This is a genomic window from Novosphingobium sp. 11B (genome assembly GCF_054589055.1).
Genome location: NZ_BAAILP010000260.1, coordinates 1 through 22,862 on the forward strand (window position 1 = coordinate 1; position 22,862 = coordinate 22,862).

General features: G+C 67.8%; 17 protein-coding genes. 5 read left to right on the top strand and 12 right to left on the bottom strand.

Going from position 1 to position 22,862, the window contains the following annotated elements; all coding sequences use genetic code 11:
* Positions 1-132: 132 nt before the first annotated feature.
* Positions 133-2,106 carry an OPT family oligopeptide transporter gene (locus tag ACYPYD_RS22775; protein ID WP_459665694.1) on the bottom strand — a complete coding sequence of 658 codons (1,974 nt, stop codon included), beginning with the start codon at positions 2,104-2,106 and terminating at the stop codon, positions 133-135.
* A gap of 159 nt (positions 2,107-2,265) precedes the next feature.
* Here ACYPYD_RS22775 and ACYPYD_RS22780 point away from each other — a divergent pair, with 159 nt between their 5' ends.
* Positions 2,266-3,153: a nucleotidyltransferase family protein gene (locus ACYPYD_RS22780; protein ID WP_459665696.1), complete on the top strand. Its 888-nt coding sequence runs from the start codon at positions 2,266-2,268 to the stop codon at positions 3,151-3,153.
* 3 nt (positions 3,154-3,156) lie between these two features.
* Here ACYPYD_RS22780 and ACYPYD_RS22785 read toward each other — a convergent pair whose 3' ends face one another.
* From ACYPYD_RS22785 to ACYPYD_RS22825, 9 genes are all read right to left on the bottom strand, one after another.
* Positions 3,157-5,706 carry a TonB-dependent receptor plug domain-containing protein gene (locus ACYPYD_RS22785; protein WP_459665698.1) on the bottom strand — a complete coding sequence of 850 codons (2,550 nt, stop codon included), beginning with the start codon at positions 5,704-5,706 and terminating at the stop codon, positions 3,157-3,159.
* Positions 5,707-5,885: 179 nt separating this feature from the next.
* Positions 5,886-6,824, bottom strand: coding sequence for an ABC transporter substrate-binding protein (locus ACYPYD_RS22790; RefSeq protein WP_459665701.1), 939 nt, complete (start codon positions 6,822-6,824; stop codon positions 5,886-5,888).
* A gap of 3 nt (positions 6,825-6,827) precedes the next feature.
* On the bottom strand, positions 6,828-7,688 hold the full coding sequence (locus tag ACYPYD_RS22795; RefSeq protein ID WP_459665703.1) for a TauD/TfdA dioxygenase family protein: 861 nt from the start codon (positions 7,686-7,688) through the stop codon (positions 6,828-6,830).
* A gap of 24 nt (positions 7,689-7,712) precedes the next feature.
* On the bottom strand, positions 7,713-9,047 hold the full coding sequence (locus tag ACYPYD_RS22800; protein WP_459665705.1) for an LLM class flavin-dependent oxidoreductase: 1,335 nt from the start codon (positions 9,045-9,047) through the stop codon (positions 7,713-7,715).
* Between the two features lie 146 nt (positions 9,048-9,193).
* Entirely contained in the window at positions 9,194-10,282 is a 1,089-nt protein-coding gene (locus ACYPYD_RS22805) for an LLM class flavin-dependent oxidoreductase (RefSeq protein WP_459665707.1), read from the bottom strand.
* Between the two features lie 23 nt (positions 10,283-10,305).
* A complete protein-coding gene (locus tag ACYPYD_RS22810; protein ID WP_459665709.1) occupies positions 10,306-11,544 on the bottom strand; it encodes a rhodanese-like domain-containing protein in 1,239 nt (412 codons plus the stop codon).
* Positions 11,541-12,173, bottom strand: a complete 633-nt coding sequence (locus ACYPYD_RS22815; protein WP_211149889.1) for a cysteine dioxygenase family protein — start codon at positions 12,171-12,173, stop codon at positions 11,541-11,543. The genes ACYPYD_RS22810 and ACYPYD_RS22815 overlap by 4 nt, the downstream gene beginning before the upstream one ends.
* Positions 12,170-12,964: an ABC transporter ATP-binding protein gene (locus ACYPYD_RS22820; protein ID WP_008829005.1), complete on the bottom strand. Its 795-nt coding sequence runs from the start codon at positions 12,962-12,964 to the stop codon at positions 12,170-12,172. The genes ACYPYD_RS22815 and ACYPYD_RS22820 overlap by 4 nt, the downstream gene beginning before the upstream one ends.
* A 38-nt stretch (positions 12,965-13,002) precedes the next feature.
* A complete protein-coding gene (locus ACYPYD_RS22825) occupies positions 13,003-13,785 on the bottom strand; it encodes an ABC transporter permease (protein ID WP_459665712.1) in 783 nt (260 codons plus the stop codon).
* A 291-nt stretch (positions 13,786-14,076) separates the two neighbouring features.
* Between ACYPYD_RS22825 and ACYPYD_RS22830 the strand changes: the two genes are divergently transcribed.
* Together ACYPYD_RS22830 and ACYPYD_RS22835 are read left to right on the top strand one after the other, a co-directional pair.
* Positions 14,077-14,916, top strand: coding sequence for a LysR substrate-binding domain-containing protein (locus ACYPYD_RS22830; RefSeq protein WP_036523180.1), 840 nt, complete (start codon positions 14,077-14,079; stop codon positions 14,914-14,916).
* Positions 14,917-15,020: 104 nt separating this feature from the next.
* The gene (locus tag ACYPYD_RS22835; RefSeq protein ID WP_211149887.1) at positions 15,021-15,686 is read left to right on the top strand and encodes a peroxiredoxin-like family protein; all 666 of its coding nucleotides are present in this window, start codon (positions 15,021-15,023) and stop codon (positions 15,684-15,686) included.
* 7 nt (positions 15,687-15,693) lie between these two features.
* Here ACYPYD_RS22835 and ACYPYD_RS22840 read toward each other — a convergent pair whose 3' ends face one another.
* Positions 15,694-17,058, bottom strand: a complete 1,365-nt coding sequence (locus ACYPYD_RS22840) for an FAD/NAD(P)-binding protein (RefSeq protein WP_459665714.1) — start codon at positions 17,056-17,058, stop codon at positions 15,694-15,696.
* 167 nt (positions 17,059-17,225) lie between these two features.
* On the opposite strand from ACYPYD_RS22840, the gene ACYPYD_RS22845 reads away from it, so the two are divergent.
* The gene (locus ACYPYD_RS22845) at positions 17,226-19,733 is read left to right on the top strand and encodes a putative bifunctional diguanylate cyclase/phosphodiesterase (RefSeq protein WP_459665716.1); all 2,508 of its coding nucleotides are present in this window, start codon (positions 17,226-17,228) and stop codon (positions 19,731-19,733) included.
* 4 nt (positions 19,734-19,737) lie between these two features.
* Here ACYPYD_RS22845 and ACYPYD_RS22850 read toward each other — a convergent pair whose 3' ends face one another.
* Entirely contained in the window at positions 19,738-20,814 is a 1,077-nt protein-coding gene (locus ACYPYD_RS22850; protein WP_008828999.1) for a LacI family DNA-binding transcriptional regulator, read from the bottom strand.
* A 969-nt stretch (positions 20,815-21,783) separates the two neighbouring features.
* Here ACYPYD_RS22850 and ACYPYD_RS22855 point away from each other — a divergent pair.
* On the top strand, positions 21,784-22,862 hold a 1,079-nt coding region (locus ACYPYD_RS22855; protein WP_459665717.1), incomplete at its 3' end, for an aldehyde dehydrogenase family protein.

Consider the following 22,862-nt stretch of genomic DNA (forward strand, 5'->3'; position numbering starts at 1 on the left):
CGACAAGCTCAGCCTGAGCGGGATTTGAAGACCTGCTCTCAATCCCGCTCAGGCTGAGCTTGTCGAAGCCCCCTGCGCCATAGCGCATAGCTAAAGACACCCAGCGGTCCCGGGTCAAGCCCGGGACGACGATCACCCCACCAGCTTGCGCGTGCGACCGTAGAGGAACGCCACCAGCGCGAAAAACAGCGCGGTGCCGCCAACCAAAGCGGGAACCTCGAAGCCGTCGCCAACAAGCGCAAGCGGCGCATCGCTGCCCGATGCGGCGACGATGCCAGCGAAGGCGACGCCCCACAGGCTCTCGCCCACGATCATGCCCGTGGCGGTCAGCACACCCATGCGCAGCGCGAATTCGGGATCGGCGCGCTTCTCCGCCCAGCCGTCGTAGACCTTGCCGATGACCGATCCGATCACGACCGGCAGGATCGCGCTCATCGGCAGGTAGATGCCGATGCCCACCGCGAGCGGCGGCAGGCGCAGGCGTCCGGCCTTGCCGAGCACTTCGTCGAGCACGATGAACGCCACGCCCGCAGCGGCGCCCCAGCCGATCATCGTCCAGTTGAGGTTGCCGCCCAGCACGCCCTTGGCCAGCGCCGAGATCAGCGCCGCCTGCGGTGCGGGCAAGGCGTTCGCCCCCGCGCCCGGCATCCCGGCGAACCCGAACGCGGTGTTGAGCAGATCGAGCACCGGCGGGATCACCAGCGATCCGAACACCACGCCGATCACCAGCGCGACCTGCTGCTTCCACGGCGTCGCACCGACCAGCTGGCCGGTCTTGAGGTCCTGCAGGTTGTCGTTGGAGATCGTCGCGACGCCGAAGACGATGCCGGTCACGATCAGCGCATAGGCGACCAGCGCCGACGACGTCTCTGCGCCGGAATCGCGCCCGAACAAGCCGACCAGCATCAGCGATGCAGCGACGACGGAGAGAATACCGATACCCGACACCGGCGAGTTCGACGCACCGATCAGGCCCGCCATGTAGCCGCAGACCGCCGCGATCAGCAGGCCGAAGACGACGACGAAGACGACCGCGCCCGCGATCAGCACCAGTTCGCTCCCGGCCAGCGGACCACCGGCGATGACGCTCCACAGCAGCACCGCGATCGGCACCAGCATCGCCAGCGCGCCGAGCGCTACGGCGGTGATGGGAAGGTCCTGTTCCTCGATCGCCAGCGCCTCGCCGGCATGGCGCGCGCGGCTCGCGGCCATCGCCGAACGCACGCCGCCGATCACCGGCCCGGCGATCCGCAGCAAGGTCCACACCGCCGCCACGCCGATCACGCCCGCACCGAAGAAGCGCACATCGCGCGAGAAGATCGCCCCCGCCCAGGCGCCTACATCGCCCGCCATAGGGCTCTGTGCCGTCAGGATCGGCAGCAGCACCCACCAGCCGATGACGAGGCCAAGGAACATCGCCATGCCGACCGACAGACCGACGAGGTGCCCCACGCCAAGCAACGCGAACGACAGGCCGCCGGAAATCCCCGTCGCGCCCGAACCGGTGCGGAACCATACCGCAGCCTCACCAACGATCAGCCGGGTCTGCGTCAGCACCGCGAAACCCACGGACGCGAGCGCATTCCAGACCAGCACGGAGAGGCCCTTCGCGCTTTCCTCCGCCCCCTCGCGCGACCCTGAGCCAACGCGCAATACTTCGGCGGCGGCATGGCCTTCGGGATAGGGAAGCGGGGTATCGACCACCAGCGCACGGCGCAACGGAACCGAGAACAGCACGCCGAGGGTACCGCCCGTGCCGGTGATCGCGGCCGTCGTCCAGTAGGGGAAGCCCTGCCACCAGCCGATCATGACGAGGCCGGGCAGGACGAAGATGATCGCCGCCAGAGTGCCCGCCGCACTCGCCACGGTCTGGACTATGTTGTTCTCCCAGATCGTCGAGTCCTTGAACCCGCGCAGGATCGCCATGGAAATGACCGCCGCCGGGATCGACGTGGCGAAAGTCAGCCCGACCTTCAGGCCGAGGTAGACGTTCGCGGCCGTGAACAGCAGCGTGATCGCCCCGCCCAGCAGGATGCCGCGCAGCGTCAGTTCCTTGGCCGAAGCCCTCGCCGCCGTCTGTTGCACCTCCATCGTGTCGTTCGCCATCGCGTCCCTGTCTGCCTGCATTTTCAAGCCACGCTTCTTGGCACGGTGGTCAAATGGAAGACAGTGCAAATCATGCCGGCGAAATCCCGCGGCAAATTCACGGGCTTTCAACGGCGAAGTTCACCGAGACGTCACATCGCTCGCGGATAAGGGCCGGCCATGGATACTCTGACGCACGCCGCGTCCGCCGCTCATGTGGCAGGGCAGAAATACGCCGGACCGCCGGTGCGCATGATCGTGCTCGCCGGTCGACACCCGCGCGAGACGGACGCTCTGGCCCGTCGTTTCGGCATGAGCCACAAGTGCCTCGTGCCGCTGGATGGTCGCCCTCTGGTCGCGCACGTACTGCAGACTGCCGCCATCCACCCGGCGGTCGAGAGCCTAGCCATATCCGTCGAGCGAGAGGCGTTCGAGGGACTGTTCGACGTGCTCTCTCAACTCCCCGGCCGGGGCATCGCCAAGCTGGTCGAGGCGCGGGAGAACCTCGTCGACAGCGTGCTGGCGGCGGCGCAGGGCTGGGACGGTCCGCTGCTGGTGACGACGGCCGACCATGCTCTCCTGACGCCTGCTTCCATCGATGCGATGATCGCGGCGCTCGATTCTTCCGACGCCGCCTTCGCCATGGCGCCGCGTGACGCGGTTCTCGCCGCTCATCCGCAGCATGCGCACCCGTTCCTCGAGTTCGCGGATGGCGCCTATGCCAGTTGCAACCTCTACGCCGCCGCCGATCCCGAGGCGCTGCGCGCGGTGGAAGTGTTCCGCGGCGGCGGGCGTTTCGCGGGCAATGCGCTCGGCGTGCTGCGGGCGTTCGGCTTCGTCAACCTGATCATGCTGCGCCTGCGGGCCAGCAGCCTGAGCGATGCGACCGAGCGCGTTTCGCGCCGCATCGGGCAGCGCCTGAAGCCGGTGGTGATGCTCGACGGCTCGCAGGCGCTCGACGTGGATGACGATCATACGCATGCCGCAGCCGAGGCCCTGCTCGCCCTGCGCGGCGAGCCGGCCCGCACCTCTTCGGGTCCGGACCGGCTGCATCGTGCGTTGGGTTGATAGTCAGAATTTCAGGCCGATCCGCGCATACCAGAACCCACCGTTGAGGCCAAAGGGCGCAAAGCTGCCGTATTGCCCCGAACCATCCCAGGCGATCGCGCCGTTCTTGTCGGGGCGCACGTTGAACAGGTTGTTCGCGCCTACCGCCAGGTCGAGCGCCTCGGTGAACTGGTAGCCGACCTCCGCATCGGTCACCCACTTCGCCCCGAACGTCCGGTCCGATGCGGCGACATTGCTGGACTCGGTGTACTGCCCGAAGCGCGTCGCGCGCAGCAGCGCCTTGACCGGGCCGGACGACCAGTTGCTCGTTAGCACCACCTTGCTGCGCGGCAGTGCCACGACAAGGTCGCGCTGTGCCTGCCGCCCGAACAGCGTGACGTTGAGGCTGCTCAGCTCAGCCGGATTGTCGATCACATGCAGGATCTTCGTGCGGTTGTAGCTGTAGGCGGCACTCAGGCGAAACGTGCCGAGCGAGGCCGTGTCCAGCGTATACTCGCCCACCACGTCGATGCCGCGCGTACGCGTATCGATCGCATTGGTGAAGAACTGCGCGCTGTCGACATCGTCCACGCCGTTCGCCTCGAGAATCGCCTTCACCGCCGAGCCGCCGTTGGAGGCCGTGCCGAGGAACTCGGTCTTCACGATGCGGTCGTCGATGCGGATCTGGTAGGCGTCCACCGTCAGGCGCAGCGGGCCGTTCTCGTACGTCAGTCCGGCGGTGAAGTTCAGCGACTTCTCCGGCTTGAGCGGCTTGGCACCCAGCGCCTGTGCCGCGACGGAGTTGACCGGAAGGAACTTGGAGGTGGTCGAGACACGCTCGTCGCCGATCACGGTCACGGTGTTCTGCGTGGTCGAGAACCCGGTCTGCGCCAGCGACGGCGCGCGGAAGCCGGTGTTGACGCCGCCGCGCACCGCCAGCCCCGGCGCCAGTTCGATACGGGTGCTGGCCTTGGCGCTGAAGGTGTTGCCCGCACTGTCCGAATAGTGCTCGAACCGCCCGGCGAGACCCACGAACCAGCCCGGCGTCACGTCGGTCGCAAGATCGAGATAGGCGGCGAGGTTGTTCCGCGAAAGGCTCGTCGCATCAGCGGGCGAGGTTCCGGTAAAAGAGACGAGGCCCGGCGACGGCGAGCGGCCCGCGTAGAGGTCTCCGAACGCGGAGCCATCGTCGGGGATCACGTAGCCGCCGTCGCGGTAGCTGTCGGGCTCGCCCGCGACGTTCTGGAAGCGCTCCCAGCGGTGCTCGACGCCGAAGGCGACGTTGAGCGGCTTGGCGAAACCGACCTCGAACTCGCGGCTGACGTCGATGTTGTTGACCCACAGGTCCTGCTTCTGGCGGCCCATGAAGAAGTCGGCCTTGCTGTCCGGCCCGAGCGAGGGGTTAAGCGTGTTCTCCGCCCCCAGCTTCACCGCATCACGGCCGTAGCTGGTGGACAGGTCGACCGCCCAGCCCGCCAGCTGCGTGCGCAGGCCGAGAGCCGCCTGCCAGTCCCACTCCCAGATGCGCCGATAGGCCTGGAAGCCCGCTGGATAGAGGTCCGGCAGCACTGACGAGCCCTGCGCATTCGCCTGCCCGCCGTAGCCCGTCGGCGACGCCACGTATGCGCCGCGCGCGTCCTTGATGTTGCGATAGCTCAGCGTCGAGAACGAATAGAGCGTCGTGTCATCACCCAGCGGCAGTTCGGCGTTGTAGCTGGTGTTGACGATCTTGTCCCGGTTCGAACGCCCGTAACCGCCAGCGATGACGTGATCGGCATCGGCCTCGCGCGGGTCGGGCTGGCCGTTCACGAGCGGGTAGACGTAGGGGATTGCCTCGGCGACGGACTTGGCACGGTCGTGGTACTTGGCCTCCGCCGCGATCCGCACGAAGCCGCCGTCGCCGATACCTGCGCCGTAGGAACCCGCGACCTGGTAGAGATCGCCGCCGCCCTCGTACTGCTGCCCGCCGGTGAGCGAGAGGTCGCCGCCCTGCTTCGTATTGTCGAGGATGATGTTGATGACGCCGGAAATCGCGTCCGAGCCGTACTGCGCAGCAGCGCCGTCACGCAGGACCTCGATACGGCCGACGGCGCTGGTCGGGATGAGGTCGATGTCCACCGGCGTGGAGCCGCCCGACACGCGCGAAAGGTTGTTGATCAGCGAGGTCGTGTGACGCCGCTTGCCGTTGACGAGGACGAGCACATAGTCGCCCGAGAGCCCCCGGATCGCGATCGGACGGACGCTCGCGGACGTACCGCCACCACCGAGCGCCGGCATCGTCAGCGAGGGGATGATATTGCCGAGGATTTCCTTGAGGCCGGTGCGGCCGGTGGACTTCAACTCCGCCGGGCCGATGACATCGACGGGAACCGGGCTGTCGGCGACCGAGCGCTGACTGTGCCCACGCGCGCCGGTGACGATGATGGCGCTGCCCTCGGCGGCGTCGGCCGCTTCCGCGGCGGCATCCGCAGTCGCCACCGGGATCGCCACGGAGGGCGCCTCGTCAGCATGCGCCACGCCGAAAGGAACGAACGATACGCTGGCGGCAAGCGCGGCGGACTTGAGAATTTTCACCTGGAATGGCCCCTGAACTTGTGGTCTGTCCGGAGCTTCATGGCATGTCTACTGATTTAGTAGAAATTGCGATCTCTTATCCGTTCTCAAGTTTTTCTTGATACAGCGTCGATCAGGCCGAATGCAGTGAACCCGCCGCAGCTGGAGCCGAGGCGGGTTCACTGCAGATAAGCCAATGCTTACCCCGCCGGCGCGAAAGCGGCCGCCAGCGGGCGGTCGCCCTTGACCTCTCCGAACTGGCGGAAGGTATCGAGCACCACCTGCTGCCTGTCGATCACGCCCTGATCGATCGGCACCGGCAGACGGGCACCGCGCCCCGCGAATTCCTTCGCGATCGGCAGGGGCAGGCCCGTTTCGGCGGCGAGGACCTTGGCGAATTCGTCGACGTGGGTGCTGGCCCACTGCAGCGCCTTGCCTTCGCGCTTGAGGAAGTCGTCGAGCAGCGGGCGCTTGGCCTTGATCGCGCTTTCGGGGGCGATGTCGAAGCCGTACCCTTGCGAGAAGCCGCGCCCGTCGATGGCGATGCGGTTGCCCTCCGCGAGCGCCGCCGCGACGTAGGGCTGCCACGTCGACCAGCCGTCCACAGCGCCGGTCTGCAGTGCGGCGCGCGCATCGCTTGGGGAGAGGAAGGTGATCGTCACGTCCTTCGCGCCAAGGCCCGCCGCCGCCATCGCCCGCAGCACCAGATAGTGCCCGACGCTGCCGCGCCCGGTGGCGATGCGCTTGCCCTTGAGGTCCTTGGGGCCGTGGATGGCGGACGCCTTGGGCACGATCAGCGCCAGCGCGCCCTCGGTGCGTTCCTGCGTGGTCTGCGCGCCGATCGCCTTGATCGGACTGCCCGCCTGATAGGCGAACTGGAACGGCGCATCGCCCACCAGCCCCACGTCCACCGCCCCGCTGCCCAGCGCTTCGAGCAGGTTCTGCGCGGCGGGAAACTCCGACCACTCGACCTTGTACGGCGCCCCGTCGAGCGCGCCGGAGGCCAGCATCAGCGCCTTGGTGCCGCCCTTCTGGCTGCCCACGCGCAGCAGTCCGGTGTCGGAAGCCCCGCCCCGGCCGCATGCGGCCAGAGCGAGGCTGGTGGTCAGTCCTGCAAGCAGGTTACGTCTGTCGAGCATCAATCAGAGATCCGTCCACAAGGGTTCGTCGGCGATCAGGATACGGTGCAGTTCGCGCGGGAAATCGCCGTAGTTGCGCACCGCGAAGTGCACGCTGGCACGGTTGTCCCAGAACGCCACCGTGCCCGGCCGCCACGAGAAACGCGCCTGCACGTCGGGCCGCTTGTACTGGCGCAGCACTTCTTCCAGCAATTCGCGGCTCTCGGACAGTTCGATGCCCAGGATCTGCGGCTGCTGCGAGAAGTTGACCCACAGGATCTTCTGCCCCGTCTCGCGGTGCGTGCGCACGATCTTGTGCGCGACGATCGGGTATTCGTGGCCTGAAAGTTCCAGCGCGGGCACGAAATTGTGCGTCACATGCTTGCCTTCGAGGCGCTGCTTCAGGTCCTCCGGCAGCGTCTCGTAGGCAAGCGCGGCGTCCACCCAGATCGTGTCGCCGCCCACTTCGGGCAGGTTCACGTCGCGCAGCACCGCGCCCCAGGTCGGGACCAGCCGCCAGCTGGTGTCGGAGTGATAGGCCTCGCCCGGCTTGACCTTGTAGCCCAGCTTCTTCTCGTACTCGCGGTCATGCTTCGCGGCGATCGCGTGGACTTCCTTGTTCGCCGCGTCGTGCCGGGTGGTCGGATGCGTGTAGAGCGGGCCGAAGTTCGCCGCGAAGGCCGCCTGCTGCGCGTCGTCGATGGACTGGTCGCGGAAGAACACGACCTTCCACTTGAGCACCGCAGCACGGATCGCCGCGCGCAATTCGTCGGTCAGGGGTTTGGACAAGTCGACGCCCTCGATCTCGGCGCCGATCGTCGGCTGCACGGGACGGATGACGAGGCCCGCGTTTGCGGTATCGAACGTGGAAGCGGAAGTAGCCATTGTCGTGTCTCCTCTCTTCTCGTTTCAGGCCGCCGAGCGGGTCAGGCGCGCGGCGGTATTGCGGTTCACGGGCACGTCGAGGCCCAGGTTCTCGCGGAAGGTCTTGCCGGCATAGTCCTGCTTGTAGATCCCGCGCTGCTGCAGGATCGGCACGACCTGATCGACGAAGACCTCCAACTGGCCCGGCAGCGATTCAAACAAGTTGAAGCCGTCCGAACCCCGCTTCTCCAGCCACAGCTGGAAGCGGTCGGCGAGTTGCTCGGGCGTGCCCACGAAGCCGCCCTTGGGCGTCGCCACCCGAAGCGCGATCTGGCCGAGCGTCAGGCCCTGCGCGGCGGCGGCAAGCACCTTCTCAGAGGCGCTCTGGTTGCTCTTGAAACCCTCCTCGGCGACATGCGCCGGGAAAGCGCCATCGGGATCGTACTGGCTGAAGTTGTGGTCGTTGAACGAGCGGCCCAGCGCCCGCAGCGCGTTCTCCAGACTGACAAGGCCCGCCAGTTCGCCGTGCAGGCGCTCGGCCTCCTCCTCGGTCGAGCCGACCACCGGCCGCGCGCCGGGCAGGATGAACAGCTTCTCCGGATCGCGCCCGAAACCGCGCGCCCGCGCCTTCAGGTCCGCGTAGAACGCCTGACCCTCGGCAAGGTCCTCCTGATGGGTGAAGATCGCCTCGGCATGGCGCGCGGCGAACGTGCGGCCGTCCTCCGACGAGCCCGCCTGGAAGATCACCGGCTGCCCCTGCGGCGAGCGCGAGATGTTCAGTGGCCCCTTCACCGACAGGAACTCGCCCTTGTGGCCCAGTTCGTGCAGCTTGTCGGCGTTGAGGAACTGGCCGCTGGCTTTGTCGCGCACCAGTGCGTCGTCTTCCCAGCTGTCCCACAGGCCCTTGACGACATCGAGGTATTCGTCGGCGAGGCGATAGCGCTCGGCATGGCCGAGGTGCTCGGCCTTGCCGTAGTTGTCGGCGCTGCCGGCCAGCCACGATGTGACCACGTTCCACCCCGCACGCCCGCCGCTCAGATGATCGAGCGAGGCGAACTGGCGGGCGAGGTTGAACGGCTCGTTGTAGCTGACGGTCGAGGTGGCGACGAGGCCGATCCTGTCAGTCACCGCCGCGACGGCAGAGAGGATCGTCAGCGGCTCGAAGCGGTTGAGGTAGTGCGGCGAGGAGCGCGCGTTGATCGAGACGCTGTCCGCCACGAACAGGTAGTCGAACTTGCCGCGCTCCGCCGCCTGCGCCTGCCGCACGTAGAACGGCAGGCTGGTGCTGGCGTCCACTTGCGCGTCGGGGTGGCGCCAGTCGTCCCAGCCGGGGCCGACGCCGTGCAGGATGAAGCCAAGCTTGAGCTGTCTGTCTGCCATGTCAATTCCTCCTATGTCGTGAGGTCAGGCTATGCGGCGGGAGCGGGACGGACCAACGCGATTGGCTGATGTGAAAGTGAGTTGTGCCAATGGGTTTATGCGGCGAGGTCGCGCCTGCCCCTTCGACCCACACTCACGCCGCCCGATCACCCCGCCAGCGCGACCTTGCGCTGATCCCGCTCGGCCACCTTCTCGCGCACCAGCGGGATCAGGTCGCGGCCATAGTCGATCGCGTCTGCCAGCGGCTCGAAGCCGCGGATCAGGAAGTGGTCGATGCCGATGTCGTAGTATTCCAGCAGCGCCTCGGCGACCTGCTCGGGCGTGCCGACGAGGCCGGTGGAATTGCCCGCAGCGCCGGTCAGCGCGGCAACGCCGGTCCACAGCCGCGAGTCGCGGCGCCCCGAAGCGGCGGTTTCCAGCAGCCGCAGCGAACCCGCGTTGGGCGGGCGGTGGCCCGACGTCGGCAGGCCCGCCGCCTCGCGGTTGGCGCGCACCTGCTCGACGATGGCGTCGGCTTTCTTCCAGGCGGCTTCCTCGGTATCCGCGATTACCGGGCGCAGCGAGAGCGAGAACCCCGGCGAGCGGCTATGCTGCGCGGCGGCATGGCGCACGGTACGCACCGCCTCGCCGACCTGCTCCAACGTCTCGCCCCAGAGCGCGTAGACGTCGGCATGACGGCCCGCGACTTCGATCGCCTCGGGCGAGGAACCGCCGAAGAACACCGGCAGGTTGTCCGGCTTGATCGCCGCGAAGGCGCCGCGCGCCTGGTAGAAGCGGCCGGCGTGGTCGAACGGCTGCGCCGAATTCCATTCGCGTTGCAGGATATCGAGGTATTCATCGGTGCGGGCGTAGCGTTCGGCCTTGGTGGTGCCGACGTCGCCGTCGCGCGCCATCTCCTCGTCCGCGCCGCCGGTGATGATGTGCACTGCCACGCGCCCGCCCGAAAGCTGATCGAGCGTCGCCAGCTGGCGCGCCGCGAGCGTCGGCTGCGTGAAGCCCGGGCGGTGCGCGACAAGGAAGCCTAGCTTGCTGGTGATCGCCGCCGCATGGGCCGCGACGATCTGGCTTTCGGGCGAGGCCGAGCCGAACGGGATCAGCACCCGGTCGAAACCGCCCCGCTCCTGCTCGATCGCGGCGGCGTCCACGTACTCGCGGTCGAGCACGCGCGAGCGGGTGGCGTTGTGGATTTCCGAGGTGTCGTTGAAGCCGATGTAGCCGATGAACTTGACAGTCATTGCGGTGAACTCCGGTTATAAAGTCAAATGACGAAGAAGCCGTGGGTGCCGTCGCGCTGAAGCTGCGCGACAAGGCCGTATTCCCAGTCGAGGTAGGCCTGCATGGCAGCCCTGGGATTGTCGGTGCCCTCGTAAGGACGCTTGTAGCGGCCCTCGGGTCCGCGCGGCGGGGGGGCGCCGTCGGGGCCAGTTTCGAGCGGGCCAGTTTCAAGGGCGGTGAAGTCGGCTTCCAGCACCAGCACTTCCCAGCCCAGCTGCGCGAGCCACGATGCGGTCATGTCCGCGCGCGGGCCGAGGTCGTCGGCAAGGACGATGCGCGCGCCGCGCACGGGGGCGAAGTGGTCGGTCTCCTGCACCAGCTGGCCGCCGGGGGCATTGCGGAAGCCCGGAAGGTGCCCGGCGGCGTAGACGTCCGGCTGGCGCACGTCGAAGCGGTAGAGGGTGCGGTGCGTCTCGGCCTCGATGCCGGCAAGCTGCGCGGCGTCGATGCGGCGCACCCCGGCGCGGTAGGCAACTTCGCGGGCGCGGGCTCGGGCTTCGTCGACATCGCCGCCGAGTTCGACGCTCTCCTGCCGCCCGTGCTCCAGCTGCTGCCCTGCGAGGGTCCAGCCGATGGTGCCGTTGCGCAGCGCGAAGACGCGATTGGGCAGCCCCGCATTGATGAGCGACTGCGCGCCGATCAGGCTGCGGGTGCGGCCCGCGCAGTTGACGATGATCGTGGTGTCCGGGTCGGGCGCGGCGACCGGCGCGCGCAGCACCAGTTCGGCGCCCGGCACGCTGCGGCCGCCGGGGATGCTCATCGTCGCGTATTCGTCGAAGCGGCGCGCGTCGAGGATGGCGATGTCGGCCTTCTCGTCGATCAGCGCCTGCACGTCCTCGGCCGGAAGCGAGGGCGTGCCGCGCCGGTGCTCGACGAGTTCGCCGAAGGCCTTGGAGTAGGAATTGACGTCCTCGAACAGCTCGTAGCCCGCGTCGCGCCAGCCCTGCAGGCCGCCGTCCAGCAGATCGACGCGGGTGAACCCCAGCCCGCGCAGTTCCTCGACCGCGAAGGGGGCAAGCCCTTCGCCGTCATCGTAGACGACGACCTGCACATCCTTGCGCGGCAGGCGCCACTCGGCCTCGGCAGCGATGCGCGCCAGCGGGATCTGCGCGGCGAACAGCGGGTGGCCAGCGGCGAAGGGATGCTCGTCGCGCACGTCGATCAGCGCGATTTCGCTGCGGGCCAGAAGCGCGCTGCGGACCTGATAGGGGGTGACGGTCATGCTTTCCTCGAAATATCCCAGAGGTTGGCCCAAAGATTAGGCAACGTGGTGTTGGCGTAGCCGGAGATGAACGGCCGCTCCTCGCCGCTGGCGCGGTAAGTGGCGCGTTCGACGGCACCGATGTTGGCGCCGTAGACATGGATCGAAATGGAGGTTCGATCGGACTGCCCGTTCTCGACGCGGTGGATATCCCCCTCGCGCGGGTCGATCGCCTCGATCTCGCCGGGGTGGAGCGTGCGGGTCGCCCCGTACTGCACCAGGGCGCCGTCATGATCGCGGTGATGGAAGCTCTGCACCCTCTCGGTGCCGCTCAGTACGCCTACGAGGCCCCAGACACGGTGGTCGTGGATCGGCGTCGCCTGCCCAGGCCCCCAGACGAAGGACACCACACTAAACCGCTCGGCGCTGTCGCAGTGGAGCAGGTATTGCTGGTAGCGTTCGGGGTGCGGCCGGGCGTATTCCTCCGGCAGCCAGTCGTCTTGCGCGACCAGATCCGCCAGCAGGCCCCCGCCATCGCGCAGAATCCGGTCGAGATCGTCCGTATCGTCAAGCAAGCCGGCGAAGTCGGTGACGAACCGGCGCAGCGGCGACAGGTCCGTGGCGGTCGCTATCGGGGCGAACGCATTCACGGGCGCGCTCCGGCATGCAGCGCGACGATCTCCCCGGCAGGCCGTTCCTCGACCAGACCGCCCAGTGCATCGAGCAGGCGCTTGCGCAACGGCGCCGCCACGGTCGCACGCTCGGGGCCGCGCGAAGCGGTGATCCGCTCCTGCGCAACGATTTTTCCTCCGTCGAGCAGGACAATGCGGTCAGCGAGCGCGATGGCTTCGTCGACGTCATGCGTCACCATCAGCACCGCCGGGCGATGACGACGCCACAGCGACAGCACCAGTTCGTGCATCCTGAGGCGGGTCAGGGCGTCGAGTGCGGCGAAGGGTTCGTCGAGCAGCAGCAATTGCGGCTCACGCACCAGTGCACGGGCAAGGGCCACGCGCTGCGCTTCGCCGCCCGAAAGCGTCAGCGGCCAGGCTTCCAGACGGTGGCCGAGGCCGACTTCCTGCAGCGCCTCTTCCGCCAGTTGGCGCGCATTGCCGCGCTTGAGGCCGAGGGCGACGTTGCGCCAGACTTTCTTCCACGGCAGCAGGCGGGCGTCCTGGAACACCACGGCGCGCGAACCGGGGATGGTCACGTCCTGCCCTTCTACCGGATCGAGGCCGGCCAGCGTGCGCAGCAGGGTGGTCTTGCCCGAGCCGGAACGACCGAGGAGGATGACGAACTCGCCCGCCGCGATCTGCAGGTTCAGGCCCGAAATGATGGTGTTGTCGCCAAAGCGGCGGGTGAAATCGCGCAGACTGACGACGGGTTCGGACGTCACGGCGGGCGCGGCGGGCGAGGTAAAGTGATTCAGGCGAGCATCCACGGCAGGGTCCTTTCGGGGAGCGGGTTCACGCAGCAGGTTCATTGGGAAACGATGGAGGGGCGCCAGACGAGCGCGCGGCTCTCGACCGCGCGGACCAGTCCGTCGGCGGCAAGGCCCAGCACGGCGTAGACCATCAGGCACACCAGGATGATGTCCGTGCGCATGAAGTCACGCGCGTTGTTGATGAGGTAGCCGAGGCCCGCAGTGGCGTTGATCTGCTCCGCCACGACCAGCACCAGCACCGAGACCGAGAGCGAATAACGCAGGCCCACCAGCAGCGCAGGCAGCGCGCCGGGCAGGATTACATGCCAGACCTGCGCTGCGCGGCTGAGGCCCAGGCTGCGCGCGCCTTCGAGCAGGCGCACGTCGATCCCGCGGATACCGCCGTAAAGGTTGAGGTAGACCGGGAAGATCGAGGCGAAGGCGATCAGCGCAATCTTGGGCGTCTCGCCGATACCGAACCAGACGATGAACAGCGGCGTCAGCGCCAGCGTCGGGATCGTACGCTTGATCTGCATGAGCGGATCGACCGCGACCTCGCCCTGCCGCGACAGCCCGGCGACGAGCGCCAGCACAATCCCGGTGGTCACGCCGATCGCCAGGCCCGCGATGATCCGCAGGAAGGAAACGGCGAGGTTGTCGGTCAGTTCGCCCGACACCGTCATCGCCCAGAGCGTCGCCAGCACCTGCGAAGGCGCCGCGAGGGTCCGCTCGGGAATAAGGCCGGACCGGGAACCGGCCTCGAGCACCGCCAGCAGCAACAGCGGCGAGAGCCAGCGGGCAGTACCCAGCGAGCGGGCCAATCGGGTGAATGGGGACATGGACGAAGTGCCTCGTGTGGTCATGACCCGAAACTGGCACCTGAATGTCTACCAATTCAATGGAGAATGTTGTGCCGACCTATCAGCAACGCTCATAATGGCGCCTCGAAACGCTCATCCGACGCCCGGACGTGCGGAAAACCGGGCCGAAAGCAGAAAAAGGGCATGGGGACAGAATTGCTTGCCTCACCTAAATCTCTACTATTTTGATTGAGAATAAGTCATAACGCATGGATGCATGCAGGCCATCATACGAATCCTGGCCATCACACGAATCTTGAAAGCCCGCCGATGCCCGTAAATCTCCCGACAAACCTTCTGCGCAGCTTCGTTGCGATCGTCGATACCGGCTCGATGCTTCATGCTTCGGAGCGGGTTTTCGTAAGCCAGTCGGCGCTCAGCCTCCAGATCAAGCGACTCGAAGAGCTGCTGCAACAGTCGCTGTTTCACCGTGAGGGACGCCGCCTTGCGCTGACGGCGCACGGCGACCTGATGCTCGACTATGCACGCAAGGTGCTCGCCCTGCATGACGAAGCGGTCGCGGCGGTCACCGCCGGGCATTTCGCCGGGCCGGCGCGGATCGGCATGGTACAGGATTTCGCGGAACTGCTCCTGACCGGCCTCCTCGCCCAGTTCGCGGATTTGCACCCGGAGGCCGAACTCTACTCGCGGGTTGCGGGCACGGCGGAACTCCTCGACCTGCTGGAGCGGCGGCAACTCGACATCGTGCTGGGATTTGCCGCGCCGAATGACGGCAATGCGGTGACCACCGCGCCCATGTCGTGGTTCGGCAAGGAGGAACTGGCCGCGCACGAGACGATCCCCCTAGCCGTTCTGGAGACGCCCTGCCGCTTCCGGGAAGCGGCGATCCGCGCGCTGGAGGATGCCGGGCGCCCGTTCCGCATCACCGTGGAGACGCCCAATCTCACCACCTTGCGCGCGGCGGTGGATGCGGGGCTCGGCCTTACCTGCCGCACCGGGATGTTCCTGCGCGACGCGCCGCTGGGAGACGTCGGCCTGCCCTCGCTGCCGCATGTCTCCTGTGTGCTGCATACCGCGCCCGGGCTCGACGGGCCAACCCACCAGCTTGCCACACTGGCGCGCGAGGTGGTCGCCGGGCTTCCCAACTGATGGCGCTGCTTATTCGATAATCTCAAGCGGCTCTCAAGGCTTCTCGTTGGTCGCGGTGCCGGGCTTTCCATAGCTTTGGATGCGATCAACGATGAGGCTTACCGATGACCGAAACCCTGAACGACCGCTTCGCCGCGCTACAGGCCGAACGCGAGCGCACCTGGAGCGCCGAGCAGCTGGAACGCAATGCAGCGCAGCGCCGGGTGCTCGTCGAGCGGCACGATCCGTCCGCGCAACCGAAGGCTGGCGACACCGTCGAACCCTTCACGCTGATCGATCAGGACGGGCGCGAACTGACGCGCGACACGATCCTTGCGGATGGCCCGGCGGTGCTCGTGTTCTTCCGCTTCGGTGGGTGCCCCGCCTGCAACATCGCGCTGCCGTGGTACAACGAGACGCTGCTGCCCGAACTGCGCGCCCGCGGCATTCGCCTGATCGCGGTCAGCGCGCAGATCCCGGTCGACCGGGACCTGATCGCGCGCCATGGCCTGGGCTTCACCGTGGCTTCGGACCCCGGTTATGCGCTCGGCCGCCAACTTGGCATTACCTTCCTGCCTGACGAGCAACCCGCCGTCCCGCACGGCCAGCCCTGGATCGGCGCGACACTGGGAACAGGCAGCTACGAGATCGACCAGCCCGCCATCCTTGCCCTCGCGCCCGACGCGACGGTGCTGTTCTTCGAGGCCAGCCCCGACTGGCTGAGCCGCACCGAGAGCGAGACGATCCTCGCCGCCCTGCCCGCTCGCCAGACCGTCACCACCGGCGCCTGACCTTGCTTCAAAGTCCCTCGCCGCCGACCCAGTGCTCGTCGGCGAGGAACCGGGCAAGGCCCCACACCTGACGCCGGATATCGGGCACGGCGACGATCTCCCAGGCCTCCCCCTTGGTGATCGGCCCGACCGCGAGCAGGCGGTCCTGCGCATTGCCAGCGGCATCGCGCACCCGGCCGAGATGGTCGACGTCCACCCCAAGGCCATGGACATCGCCGCGAACATGTCCCGCCTCGAGCAGATGCGTCAGGACCGGCGCCTCCACCCGGCGCAAGTCGCCGTCCGGCCCGGCGCAGTTGAACACGCGGTCCACCGCGATCGCCTCGATGCCGTCCTGACCACGCGGGCGATAGTGCACCACCGCCTGCCCGCCGGCTTCGTCGGCTCCGCACAGTTTGCCAGCCACGTACTGCAGCCGCCCGGCGCTCTCCATCGCTTCCAGCCGCTGCGCGACCGAGGGGGCGAGGCGGTGGCGGTGAATGTCCCAATATGGCCGCAGATGCCGCAGGAAGCGGGCCTGCGCGGCGGTCGAATGGCGGCGCCAGATGTTCTGGGTGTGGGGTCGCAGAGCATCCACCGCGCCGCGCCAGCCGATCTCCTCCGCCCGGCGCCGCACGGCGCGGACGAGGTCCGCGCCGCGCAGATCGGGGTCGGAAATGGGAACCACCACCGGCCCGCTCTCGGCGTGGGCGAGCGGCTTGAGCCCCCGGCGCGAAAGCACCGTGACCTTGCCGCCGAACCCCGAGCTTTCCAGCGACAGCACCACGTCGGCCGCCGTCAACCCGCTGCCCACCACGAGGACGTGGTCGAGCGCGGCGAGGCCCTCGATCGCCGAGCGATCCCAGGGATCGGGACTGTAGAGGTGCCCCGGCAGCCCCTCCAGCACGCCATGCGGCGCGGGCGGGAAGTTGCCCAGGGCCAGCACCACCGCGCGGCAATTGACGACGTCGCCGTCGGCCAGCCGCACATGTGCCGCGCCATCGCCGAAATCGACCGAGCATGCCTCGCCGTCGATGACCTGCGCGTCGGGACCGGCCTTCGCCAGCGCCTCGACCAGCAGTTCGCGCAAGTAGGTCCCGTAAGTCAGGCGCGGCACGAAGCGGTTCGCCTCGTCGGCGTCGGCGAAATCCATCCAGCGGGCGAAGTGCTTCGCATCGTCGGGGAACGCGCTCATGTTGGAGGCGCGCACGTTGAGCAGATGCTCCGGCCGCCGCGTACCGAACGCCACGCCCTTGGCAAGCTGGGCGGAATTACGCTCGATCAGGGCGACCTTGACGCCGTAGCGCAGCAGGTTGATCGCCAGCAGCGTCCCGCTGAACCCTCCTCCCACGATCGCGATGGGCAGGTCGCGGGCGGCATTGTGACTGATCATGAAAAGATAGGTTCCCGGCAAGCTGATGAGGCTGGCTAACAGGAAATGCCCGCCGCGGGGTATTTTTTGTCCTCATAGATTGCGCCGAATCGCTTCGGTCGGTCGCTGCCGTTAACCATTTCTAGTGACCTTCGGTTTATACGTATGGCCCTGATCAAGGTTGGGGCATGCCGGTTAGGTCGCATCTCGTCTTCGTTTGGCTGCTTCTGGCGGCGCTGTTCTGGTCGTCTTCCGCGCGGGCGGAGATCGTCCGGATGCGCTCCGACGTCTGCTATGCCACCGCGCCGGCGGACTATCCGGCCACTGCCGCCTCGGTCGCGCGGCTGAACTTCGACTGCGCCCGCGTGCCTGACCATCCCGCCTACGCCAAGGGCTGGGCATGGCTGAAGCTGCGCGATCCGCGCATGCTGTCCGGCCTGCCTTCGGGCTGGCTCCTGATGACCGACCAGAGCCGGTTCGAGCGCATGACCATGCTGGTGGTCGATACCCAAGGCCGCACCCGCACCGCCACGATCGCGCCCGGTGCCGTCGGCGACCACTGGGCTCTCGGGGGCATGTTGCGCTTCGCCGTCGATCCGCCGGGCGCCCGCGTCCGCGATGTCTACATCGGCTACCGCAACCTCGACGACCTTTCGCTGATGCGCAAACTTTCGGCGATGAGCCCGCAGAGCCTGCTGCGGCTCGAGGGCATCTGGCTGGCGCTGATGGGTGTGTTCGCGGGCGCCATCTTCTCCGCGTTCGCTTACAACCTGCTGATCTACACCGGCCAGCGACTGGTCTTCCAGCGCTGGTATCTCGTGTGGTCGCTGCTGGTCCTCGCCTACGGCCTGACCTGGACCAACGTGCTGGCCTTCGCCTTCCCCGAATATGTCGGCCCGTTCGCGGTGACGACCGACTATCTGCTCGTCGCCGGACTGATCGCGGCGGGGAACATGTTCTTCCTGGCCGTCATCGAGGAAGGCGTGCTGCCGCGCTGGCTGGTGCGGTGGGGGAAGATCTGCGCCTGCCTCAACATGGTGGTCGGCGTTCTCGCCGCCTTCGTCCCCGTCGCTGCGCCGGTCGTGCTGGACCGCTGGCTCAACGTGGTCTTCGTCCTCAGCGCCGCCAGCGTCGGCGTCGGCATAGGCATCGCCCTGCGGGCACGCAGCCGTGTCGTGTGGTTCTACCTTGCCGGGTGGACCCCGGTGCTCTCGGTCTTCGCGCTGCGCGTCAGCCGCAATTTCGGGATCACGGTGCAGGACGACGTGGTCGATATGGCCACTTTCGCCGCGCTCGCGTTCGAATCGATCGCCCTGTCGCTCGCCATCGCCGACCGCTTCCGCCTGCTCGGCAAGGAGCGCGACACCGCCGAGCAGGCCCGCAAGGTCGCCCAGGTCGAGAGCGAGACCTTCCGCCGCGCCGCCCAGACCGACTACCTGACCGGCCTCGGCAACCGCGCCGCCTTCCAGTCCGCGCTGCGCACGATGTGCGAGGATGCCGCACGCTCCCCCTTCATGCTGCTGCTGATCGACGTCGATCATCTCAAGCACATCAACGACCGCCTCGGCCATGACGGCGGCGACCTGCTGCTCGGCAAGGTCGGACGGGGCCTCGTGGCCGCAGGTGGTCCGTCCGCGCACGTCTCGCGCATAGGCGGTGACGAGTTCGCGATCCTGCTGCCGTGGGACCCCGTGGCGGAACTGCGCATCCGCCGCGCGCTGGACGAACTGCAGGGTGCGACGCTGACGCACGGCGGCCGCAGCTGGGCCTTGTCGCTCAGCATCGGCCTTGCCTGCTTCCCGCAGGATGCCGCCGAACCCGATGTGCTCGCCAAGAACGCCGACCTCGCGCTCTATCAGGCCAAGCAGGAAGGCCGCCGACGCCTGCTCGACTACGCCCCGCACTTGCGCGAGCAGCTGGACAGCCGGCAGCTGTTCGGACTGGAAGCGCGCCAGGGCATCGAACGCGCCGAATTCTCGCTCCATTACCAGCCCATCGTCGATATCGATACCGGCGCGATCGGATCCTACGAAGCGCTCCTGCGCTGGCAGCACCCGGTCCACGGGCTGATGACACCGGCCGTCTTCGGCGACATGCTGAACGAGCGCAAACTGGGCCTTGCGGTGCAGCAGCACGTGCTGGACATGGGCCTCGCCGCCTTGCGGGACCACCCGGAGCGGATCCCCAAGCTCTCGGTCAACCTGATCGCCGCACAGCTCGACAGCCCCCACGCCGCCGCCCGCCTGCTGGCGCGGATACGCGACTATGGCATCGCGCCCGAACGCCTGTGCATCGAGGTGACCGAGGACTTCGTGCTCGGCCGCGCGGTGGACGAGACCGCCAAGGCGCTCGACCTGCTGCACGAGGCAGGCGTGACGGTGGCGCTCGACGACTTCGGCACCGGCTATGCCTCGCTGATCCATCTCAAGCACCTGCCCTTCGACGTGCTCAAGATCGACCGCTCGTTCACCCTCGGCCTGTTCGACGACGACGGCCAGAGCGAGGCGATCATCCGCGCCATCATCGGGCTTGGGCAGGGCCTCGGCAAGCAGGTCGTGGCCGAGGGCGTCGAGACCGAAGAACAACGCCGCAAGCTGGCGGAGATGGGCTGCAGGCTCGGCCAGGGCTACCTCTTCGCCCGCCCGGCCCCGATCGAGACTTTCGCATCGGCCGGAGCATCGGCCTGCGCGGCCTGACGCTTCAGGGCGAAGGCGCGGCGTCGGATTCGCGGCGGATCAGTTCGAAGGTCATCCGTGAATGGCGCGGCGCCGGACGGCGTCCCTCGCGGACGGTACGGATGTCCTCGACCAGTTGCAGCACCGCCGCGCGCGACATGTCGGCGATCGGTTGGCGGATCGTCGTCAGTTCCGGCCAGGTCGTGGTCGCCTGCGGGGCATCGTCGAAGCCGACGACGGTGAGGTCGCGCGGCACGTCCAGCCCCATGCGATGCGCCACCGAGACCGCCGCCGCCGCCATGTCGTCGTTGCTGGCGAAGATCGCGGTCGGCCGCTCGGCCAGTGCCAGCAGCTTCTGCGCCGCGTCGAGGCCCGACCGGTAGGTGAACTGCCCCTCGACCACCAGCGCCGGGTCCGACACCAGCCCTGCCTCCCCCAGCGCATCGAGGTAGCCGTAAAGGCGCAGCGCCGATGCGGTCTGGTCGGGATTGCCGGAGACGAACCCGATCCGTTCGTGCCCCTGCGAAAGCAGGTGCCGCGTCATCGCCGCCGCCGCCGCGCGGTCGTCGATGTTGACGGAAGAGAGGAACACCGCAGGCCGCCCCGAAGCCACCGCGACGGCGGGAAGCCCGGCCTCCTGCAGCAACTGGTGCATGTCGTCGGCGTCGCAGAGCGGCGGCGGCAGGATCAGCCCGTCCACCCCGCCGTCGATCAGGCGCCGCACGATTTCGGCGCGCTCTTCCGGGTTGTCGCAAAGCTGCACCACAAGCTGAACGTTGGCCCGGCTCGCCTGGTCGAGGCTACCGACAAGGAATTCGTTGAGATAGCCGGCGCTGGGATTGCTGTAGAGCAGGCCGATGCGGATCTCGCTCGCCGCCGCGAGGTTGCGGGCGGCGGCACTCGGCGAATAGTTCAGCGCCTTGATCGCAGCCTCGACCCGCTCGCGCGTTTCCTCGCGCACGTTGGCCTTGCCGTTCATCACGCGCGACACCGTCATCAGCGAGACCCCCGCCTCGCGCGCCACGTCGGCAATGGTGTTCCCTGCGCGCGAACGGCGCGAGGAGCGCGGGCGCATGGGCGATCCGCCGATATCGTCTGCCATGCGCGCCTCTACTCCCTGCCTGCACCCTCGCTGCTAACGCGCCGGCGGGCCGCTTGCAACGTGATCGATTGATGGCGCCGGGCGCGCACGGACCATCCTGTGACGGGCATCTCTGTCGCCAGGCCGTCATCCTGGCGAAGGCTGGGACCGCTGGCCGAGTAAGGCCCAACCCTCGACAGGGCGTTTGAACGATAGTTGGCCGTAACAGGCCAGCGGTCCCAGCTTTCGCTGGGATGACGAGGTTGTGCGTGCAGTTAGCGCACGCGGAAATACCCGCTGGCGAGTGCGGGCCATTACGCCGGGGAAATCAACGCAACCGAAGTGAACATCGGGTCGGCGTCGGGAGCGTCCAAGCAGGGACGCAGGGTTTTGTTTTCCGTGAACCTCTGGCGAGCGGCCGGGTAACTCACGGTGCAGCCCAGCTCGACCTGTATTCCATCGGAAAGTCCCATGTGGCCGTCGTTAGGGTTCGCGTCGTTATCGGCCGAAGGCTATCCGGGATGGCCGTCCCATGCCCTGCCGTGTGTCGCAGGAACGTATAGACGGCGTTTCCGGTAGCGCAGAGACAGTCCGGGTCTTCGAACGGACGCGTGGGTTGCACAGCTGCGGCTTGAAACCGCATCCCGGCCCACGACGCCGACCCGATACACCGAAACAATGTGATCTGCACCGCTCCGGATGCTGGGGCATATAACCCATGTGGTTATATTTGTCAAGATCGCACAAACGCAACCTCGTCATCCCGGACTTGATCCGGGACCGCTGGCCGTGAACAGCCCACCTCGCGTCAGGGCGCCCCAACGAAAGCGATCGCCTCAAGCACTGCCAGCCGGACAACGAATGTTGGAACTACGACAGGCGATCATTGCGATCCGGGCGAAATCCGATCCGCCATGCGCATTAGGCGCCGCGCCCGGCTTGCGCTTTGACGGCCATCACCATTTCCCACGCTCAGCTAAGGACACCGACATGATCACCGGCGCCATCCTCATCGGCCGCGAAGAAGCGCAGACGCAGGCAAGCTATGCCGCCATCAACCCCGCGACCGGCGCGGCGCTGGAACCGCACTTCGCCGCCGCGGGCCTCGCCGAAGTGGAGCGCGCCTGCGCGCTGGCGGACGCCGCCGCGATTCCCTTTGCCGAAGCCGAGCCGGAAACCCGCGCTGTCTTCCTCGAAACCATCGCCGACGAGATCGTCGGCATCGGCGAGCCGCTCATCGCGCGCGCCATGGCCGAGACGGGCCTTCCCCGCGCCCGTATCGAGGGCGAGCGGGGCCGCACCGCCGGCCAGCTGCGCCTTTTCGCGCAAGTCCTGCGTGAAGGCAGCTGGGCGGGCCTCACCATCGATCCCGCCCTGCCCGAGCGCGCGCCGCTGCCGCGCCCGGACCTGCGCGTGCGCAAGGTCGCGCTTGGCCCGGTCGTGGTGTTCGGCGCCAGCAACTTCCCCCTCGCCTTCTCGGTCGCGGGCGGAGACACCGCCTCCGCCTTCGCGGCGGGTTGTCCGGTCATCGTCAAGGGCCACTCGGCCCATCCCGGCACCGGCGAACTGGTCGCCCGCGCGATCCAGCGCGCGGCGGCGCTGTGCCATCTGCCCGAGGGCGTGTTCTCCTACCTCCCCGCCACGCGTGAGGCAGGCACCGCGCTGGTCGCCGACCACCGCGTCAAGGCGGTCGGCTTCACCGGATCGCGCCCCGGCGGCATGGCGCTGATGCGCACCGCCGCCGCCCGGCCCGAGCCGATCCCGGTCTATGCCGAGATGAGTTCGATCAACCCGGTCGTGCTGTTCCCCGCCGCCCTCGCCGCGCGTGCCGAAGCGCTGGGCGCGGCCTTCGTCGGCTCGCTGACGATGGGCGCCGGGCAGTTCTGCACCAATCCCGGCCTCGTCATCGCCATCGACGGGCCTGATCTCGATACCTTCCTCGCCTCCGCCTCGGCGGCGATGGGCGGCAGCGCGGCGCAGGACATGCTGACGCCGGGCATCCACTCGGCCTATGTCGAGGGCGTGAGCGCGCTGGCGGGCCACGGCGCTGTAACCACCCTCGCACGCGG

Bases quoted from the DNA above. Each gene is read 5' to 3' on its own strand.
- ACYPYD_RS22775 (WP_459665694.1), bottom strand. From the start codon at position 2,106: ATGGCGAACGACACGATGGAGGTGCAACAGACGGCGGCGAGGGCTTCG.
- ACYPYD_RS22780 (WP_459665696.1), top strand. From the start codon at position 2,266: ATGGATACTCTGACGCACGCCGCGTCCGCCGCTCATGTGGCAGGGCAG.
- ACYPYD_RS22790 (WP_459665701.1), bottom strand. From the start codon at position 6,824: ATGCTCGACAGACGTAACCTGCTTGCAGGACTGACCACCAGCCTCGCT.
- ACYPYD_RS22795 (WP_459665703.1), bottom strand. From the start codon at position 7,688: ATGGCTACTTCCGCTTCCACGTTCGATACCGCAAACGCGGGCCTCGTC.
- ACYPYD_RS22800 (WP_459665705.1), bottom strand. From the start codon at position 9,047: ATGGCAGACAGACAGCTCAAGCTTGGCTTCATCCTGCACGGCGTCGGC.
- ACYPYD_RS22805 (WP_459665707.1), bottom strand. From the start codon at position 10,282: ATGACTGTCAAGTTCATCGGCTACATCGGCTTCAACGACACCTCGGAA.
- ACYPYD_RS22810 (WP_459665709.1), bottom strand. From the start codon at position 11,544: ATGACCGTCACCCCCTATCAGGTCCGCAGCGCGCTTCTGGCCCGCAGC.
- ACYPYD_RS22825 (WP_459665712.1), bottom strand. From the start codon at position 13,785: ATGTCCCCATTCACCCGATTGGCCCGCTCGCTGGGTACTGCCCGCTGG.
- ACYPYD_RS22830 (WP_036523180.1), top strand. From the start codon at position 14,077: ATGCCCGTAAATCTCCCGACAAACCTTCTGCGCAGCTTCGTTGCGATC.
- ACYPYD_RS22835 (WP_211149887.1), top strand. From the start codon at position 15,021: ATGACCGAAACCCTGAACGACCGCTTCGCCGCGCTACAGGCCGAACGC.
- ACYPYD_RS22840 (WP_459665714.1), bottom strand. From the start codon at position 17,058: ATGATCAGTCACAATGCCGCCCGCGACCTGCCCATCGCGATCGTGGGA.
- ACYPYD_RS22845 (WP_459665716.1), top strand. From the start codon at position 17,226: ATGCCGGTTAGGTCGCATCTCGTCTTCGTTTGGCTGCTTCTGGCGGCG.
- ACYPYD_RS22850 (WP_008828999.1), bottom strand. From the start codon at position 20,814: ATGGCAGACGATATCGGCGGATCGCCCATGCGCCCGCGCTCCTCGCGC.